The sequence below is a fragment of the uncultured Candidatus Kuenenia sp. genome (assembly GCF_900696675.1).
Taxonomy (GTDB): Bacteria; Planctomycetota; Brocadiia; order Brocadiales; family Brocadiaceae; genus Kuenenia; species Kuenenia stuttgartiensis_A.
Window position 1 is genome coordinate 1 of the sequence record NZ_CAADGZ010000176.1, and the last position, 5,641, is coordinate 5,641.

The following is a 5,641-nucleotide window of genomic DNA, read 5'->3' on the forward strand; positions in this document are numbered from 1 at the left end:
GTTTATGCGGTTGATTTCGTGGTTGTTTGTCCATTTAAAACAGAACTTTTCAACAAACAGAAAAACAAGCCATGGCTACGTCGTTTGATCCTGATAAATATTTCCACAACAATGAATGGAAAAGCGCCATCGACCCTTCTAAAAACCACTATGAACGTTTGGGATTAAGGTTCGGCGAAAATTATTCCGCCCAAAATATAACAAAATCTTTTCAGCAAAGATATGACTGGTGGCGCGAAGCGAACAAACGATACAACACAAACCCCGCCAACACGAAAACAAAAGAAACAGGGCCCGCCTCTGCCGAAGCAATGGGAAAACTGCAGGAGGCGTATGTAGTATTGACCAATCCTTCAAAAAAATCAGCATACGACAAACAACTCTCAACCGACAGCGGTAAAAAGGCAGGAGAAGAATTTAAAAAAATGATTCATATTGTTGCAAGCGACAACGCGCTCACGCAGGAGGGGAAAAAGATACTTCTTAATTACGCTGATACCCTGGGACTTAGCCAGGCAACAGCTTCCGATATGATAACAACAGAAACAGACAAGATGGGGGTGAGGCAACATCAACCATCTTCTCATTCAAGGCCAATTATTGTCGTCAGACAGTCCGGCACTTCTCAACAACCTGAGCTCCCAAACTATTATGCTCTTTTGGAAATAGACGCAACTGCCGGAGAGCATGAAATTCTGGAAGCATATAAAAGAAAAGTGTCTCTTTGGGAAAGCCTGAGTTCAAACCCAAAATTCAGGGACTTTGCCCTGCGAAGAATAGGTACCTTGCGGGAGGCCGTTGATATACTCCTCAATCATGACCGGCGAAGGAGATATGACTATGAATTATTTGGCAAAGGGAAAAAACCTGTCCGGAAAGCCTCGCAAGGAAAAAACAAAACCATAACGGCTGTCCTTGGCGGTGTAGCAATGGTAACTGTGGCGGCAATGATTGCCGTTGTTTTAAACAAGGGCAAGAATTTTCCTCCGGCAATAGTTGCCCCCGAGCCGTATATTTCCAAAAACAAGGACATGCATGATGTTTTGGTGCAGGAAGATGTATCTCCATTTTATAAGGGGTGGCTGGGCGCAACAATCCAGGAGATTGACCCTGCACTGGCGGAGGCTTTTGGTGTTGACATTACAGAAGGAGTCATTGTGACGGAGGCACTGGGTAACTCTCCCGCGGAATCCGCAGGACTCCGGAGCGGTGATATCATTGTTGAGTTTGACGGGACGAAGTTGCGGCACGCAAATCACCTGAATTTCATGGTGGAACAAACAGGAGCAGGGAAGCATGTTGCGATGAGAATCATACGAGACCGCAAAGAAATGGAGCTAAATGTGATTCTTGGCGAACGACCAACTGTACTCTATTCTGCTACGTCACCGGAAACGATACCTCCCGAAAAGAACATTGGCATAATGGTACAAAACGTATCCGAAAATGAAAACGGGGGTGAGGGGGTATTGGTTATTGATGTGCAACCGGAAAGCGCGGCTGCAAAATATAATATAGAAAAAGGTGATATCATTACGGAAATAAATAGAAATAAAATTTCAAATGTCGCTGAATTTATAAGGGCATTGATCTCTGCTGATGCCGATGAAAAAATACTCCTGCATATAAAGAAAAGCGATATTTCGCTTTATCTTACCATCGATCCTGCGGAATAATAGTATAAGGAGGATAAGAAAATTTCACAATTCTAAATTCCTACGCTGGTATATGCTCAATCAGGTTGAAACCACGGGTTTCAGCTTCCGGAAATTATCATTAATTCTGTCTGTCAAATCAGGTAAGATAGTATTTCAAGTTGAACTAAAAACTTACGGATTTTAGCTTTGAACCCAGTAAATGAATCGAATACCTTTGCTTTTGCCGAAAAGGAGTACAACGCTTGCCAGGCACGGCTCGATATCTTTTGTACCCAGAAAAGAGTGGTGTTTTAAAGCAACACAATCTTTTCTGCGATTGCCTATGTGTTCGCAAACAGGAATTGCCGGATAACGCCCCGGTTTTTCGGGTAATACGTTTTTATTTTCCATAAATAAGTCCTTTTTAAAAAAAATGGTTGTTGTTTTCGTTCCGCTTTCAGTATCATTATTGTCTCATAAGCTTCCTGTTTTTGGTATTTGAAACTCAAGCCAGAGGCCTGCGTTACTTTGCAAGATATTTATGAATTATAGTCAAACAAATAAGGTTTTCGAAAAATTTACACCCCCCCGGCCCCTCTTTTTAGAGGGGAGATGAGAAGTCCCCTTTATCAAGAGGGGATTTAGGGGTGTGTTTGATAGTATGCTTAGTCAAATAAATCTATTTTTCAGAAAGCCATTTTATCGCCAAATTTCTAAAATCATATTTATTTGGCTATAACTCAATAACCATGAAAAAAGAATTTGTTCTCAATACTAACACTTTGGTTATGAAAAAAAACGGCTTGTTCCCAAGCTCCGGCTTGAGAACGGGGTTGTTTGAGAAGCTCCGGCTTCGAATGTAAAAGGGAATGAACCCATGACAGCTTGCAGGTTTTTCAGTATGTTACCCCTGACCTTCGCAATTCTATGGCAGATAAACCGCTAAACCAGTCAATTCAGGGGAAGCACAAAATAGGTCTGCACACTGTAAGCCATTTTGGTAAATTAACACTTAAAATCAATGGTTACATAGAGATACCTGCCAGAAAATAGCAATTTCCGGAATCGAATTGCAAAAGTCGGGTTACCGATGATATTTGAAGACCTCTTTTGAACCAAATAATTATTGCTAAATGGAAGCAAGAGCCTCCAATGCAATTGTGTTCCCAAGCCGGAGCTTGGGCACGAGCATTTCTGCTTTTCCAAAAATCTAAACCGTTACCAATTTAATTGTTTTTTCGAAATGAAAGAGGAATAAAAAAGGAGGCAATCTATGAAGGCAAAGGTGGATCAAGATATGTGTATCGGTTGCGCTTTATGTACTCAAATCTGTCCCGAAGTTTTTAAAATGGAAGATGACAAGGCAGTAGCATATGTTGCTATTGTTCCTAAAGAGGACGAAGATGCCTGTAAAGAGGCGGCAGGTGAATGTCCTGTCACTGCGATAATAATAGAAGAATAAGAGAATTTAAGCAGAGGGGCGGGGAAATCTTGAAAATCAGGAACGGGCTAACGGTTGTTATTGTTGTAAAACTAAACAGGATTATTTATAGTGTGAAGTGAAGGAAGGTTTAAATTTGCCATGTTTAAAATAAAACGGGTTTATGAAAAACCAGATGAAGGCGATGGGATAAGGGTATTGATTGATCGCCTATGGCCGCGGGGTCTCAAAAAAGAAGAGGCTAAAATCGACCATTGGATGAAAGAAATCAGTCCCAGTGATACGCTCCGTAAATGGTTTGCTCATAAAGAGGATCGGTGGCAGGAGTTTGAAAGCCGTTATATGAAAGAGTTGAAAGATAAAAACGACCTCTTGAAACAATTGATAGATTTGGGGAAAAAGGAAAAGGTTACTTTACTATATGCTGCCAAAGATGAGGGACGAAATAATGCACAAGTACTTTTGGAGGTGTTGAAAAAGAAATGAGTTGGGATTGTCCACATCAAAAAAAAGATGAATGTGTAAGATTAAAGAAATTATGCCTGCCATTGCAGAAAGGGTGTGTGCTGGAGGGAAGGGTACAATATATAGACTATCAACCGGATAAGAGAGAAGAAGTGTCAAATATTAAATATTTTAAAAAGCTAATTCCCAAAAAAGAGGATTAAACACATGTGCAACAAAACAAACCTGCTAAAGATTTTTAATATGTTTTTATTCCTGGGGTTGTCAGTTTTTAGCGTCGTATGTACTGAGGCTAATGAGTTACACAGAGATGACCAGGCATTGACCGGGGACTTTTCACATTTACCGAAGAAAGCTGTTGAAGTTGAAGAGCAATACCCACCAGATGTAAAGCCAGGTCCGGTAATAACCGCTGCGAATAAAATATGCGTCGAATGCCATAAAAACCAGACGCCTGCTCTGGTAATGGAATGGGAGCGATCACTGCATGCTCAAAAAGCGGTAGGGTGTGTTGATTGTCACAAGGCTAATGAAGGAGAAATAGACGCCTGGCAGCATATGGGAGCTTTGATTTCTACATTAGTTACTCCCAAAGACTGCTCAAATTGCCACGCAACTGAGTATAAAGAGTTTTCCAGAAGTCATCATGCAAAAGCCGGAGAGATCTTAGATAGCCTTGATAATGTGCTTGCAGAGAAGGTTATTGGCCTTCCGGACAATAATGCCGATGCCGTTAACGGTTGTTTGCAATGTCACGGAAGCATAATAAGATTTATGCGTAATGATGCGGGTGAAATATTGCGGGAAGGAGGAAAGCCGGTAATTGACCCTGATACATGGCCAAACAGTGGAATAGGCCGGTTAAATCCGGATGGTTCAAAAGGTTCGTGCCACGCATGCCATTCGAGACATTCATTTGAGGCAAAATTGTCCAGAGCGCCTGAAAATTGTGGTAAGTGCCACATGGGGCCCGACCATCCTCAAATGGAAATTTATAGAGAATCAAAGCATGGAATTGCATATACCGCCAATATTGATCACATGGCGCTGGATAAAGAAGGTGATTGGGTGTTGGGAAAGGATTACTCCGCAGCTCCGACGTGTACCACCTGCCATATCAGCAGCTATATGACATCGGAAGGACAGCATACCGCCAGCAACCATGATGTTGGAGAGCGAATTAGCTGGACACTTCGGCCGGTCGTCAGTACAAAGATAAATTTGGTGATATATGAAGATGGTTTTAAAGAAGATTATCCCGATACACGGAAATTGCCTGAGATTGGTGAAAGGGTTCAGGTGACTGAAAAAATCGTGCAGGAGGAAACGTTGGTTAATAAAATCGTCTCAAAACGTGTTGATAAAATTGTAACATGGCAGGAACGGCGTGAAAAAATGAAGGGCGTGTGTAGAAATTGCCATAACCATACTCATGTCGACAATTTTTACCACCAATTCGATAGTCTTGTGAACCTCTACAACGAAAAATTTGCGAAACCTGCACAGGCAATGATGACTGCGCTGGCTGAGGATGAAGTCTTAAATCCAAATGCACCATTTGAACATGAAGTACAATGGGTTTTCTGGGAATTGTGGCACCATGAAGGCAGAAGAGCGCGGCATGGAGCAAGCATGATGGGTCCTGATTATACTCACTGGCATGGCATGTATGAGGTGGCAAAACACTATTATATGAAGTTTTTACCTGCCGTAATTAAGGCCGCTGCCCAAAAGAGTGATGATATGAAGATAAAATACGAACAAAAAATTGAGAAATTGTTGGAACAAAAAGAACACTTGTGGATGAAGGGCCTTTCGGAAGAAGAAACAGAAGTATTAAAAGCTACCTATAAAAATCGTTATAATGAATAAAAATGTAAATATAGTATATCTCAAAACAATAATTGGTGGAATGAGGATCACAGATATGCTTGTTGGTGATCGCCTCTCAGAAATCTGTTAATTTAATTTTAAAAGAAGAAAGGGGAAATCTATGAAAGTATCTGTCTATGACACACACGTAGTGAAGAAAAACGGGCTGACAATGCATTTTGATATTATCGTCCCTGATGATCAGACACATGAAAAGGTTCTTCAA

At 41.2% G+C, this 5,641-nt stretch carries 7 protein-coding genes; 6 read left to right on the forward strand and 1 reads right to left on the reverse strand.

The window, feature by feature from the left end; translation table 11 throughout:
- Positions 1-71 precede the first annotated feature (71 nt).
- Positions 72-1,676: a PDZ domain-containing protein gene (locus QZT26_RS16170; protein ID WP_099324980.1), complete on the forward strand. Its 1,605-nt coding sequence runs from the start codon at positions 72-74 to the stop codon at positions 1,674-1,676.
- A 162-nt stretch (positions 1,677-1,838) separates the two neighbouring features.
- On the opposite strand, the gene QZT26_RS16175 is transcribed toward QZT26_RS16170, so the two are convergent.
- On the reverse strand, positions 1,839-2,048 hold the full coding sequence (locus QZT26_RS16175) for a hypothetical protein (RefSeq protein WP_099324981.1): 210 nt from the start codon (positions 2,046-2,048) through the stop codon (positions 1,839-1,841).
- 862 nt (positions 2,049-2,910) lie between these two features.
- On the opposite strand from QZT26_RS16175, the gene QZT26_RS16180 reads away from it, so the two are divergent.
- The 5 genes from QZT26_RS16180 to QZT26_RS16200 all read left to right on the forward strand — a co-directional run.
- Positions 2,911-3,099: a ferredoxin gene (locus tag QZT26_RS16180; RefSeq protein ID WP_099324982.1), complete on the forward strand. Its 189-nt coding sequence runs from the start codon at positions 2,911-2,913 to the stop codon at positions 3,097-3,099.
- 120 nt (positions 3,100-3,219) lie between these two features.
- Positions 3,220-3,564, forward strand: coding sequence for a DUF488 family protein (locus tag QZT26_RS16185; protein WP_099324983.1), 345 nt, complete (start codon positions 3,220-3,222; stop codon positions 3,562-3,564).
- Complete coding sequence (locus QZT26_RS16190) at positions 3,561-3,746, forward strand: hypothetical protein (protein WP_099324984.1); 186 nt, start codon at positions 3,561-3,563, stop codon at positions 3,744-3,746. Before QZT26_RS16185 ends, QZT26_RS16190 begins: the two co-directional genes overlap by 4 nt.
- A gap of 4 nt (positions 3,747-3,750) precedes the next feature.
- Positions 3,751-5,415 (forward strand): multiheme c-type cytochrome, encoded by a 1,665-nt coding sequence (locus tag QZT26_RS16195; protein WP_099324985.1) that lies wholly within the window; start codon positions 3,751-3,753, stop codon positions 5,413-5,415.
- 121 nt (positions 5,416-5,536) lie between these two features.
- Positions 5,537-5,641, forward strand: a 105-nt coding sequence (locus tag QZT26_RS16200; RefSeq protein ID WP_295101757.1) for a DUF2024 family protein, incomplete at its 3' end; no start/stop codon positions are given.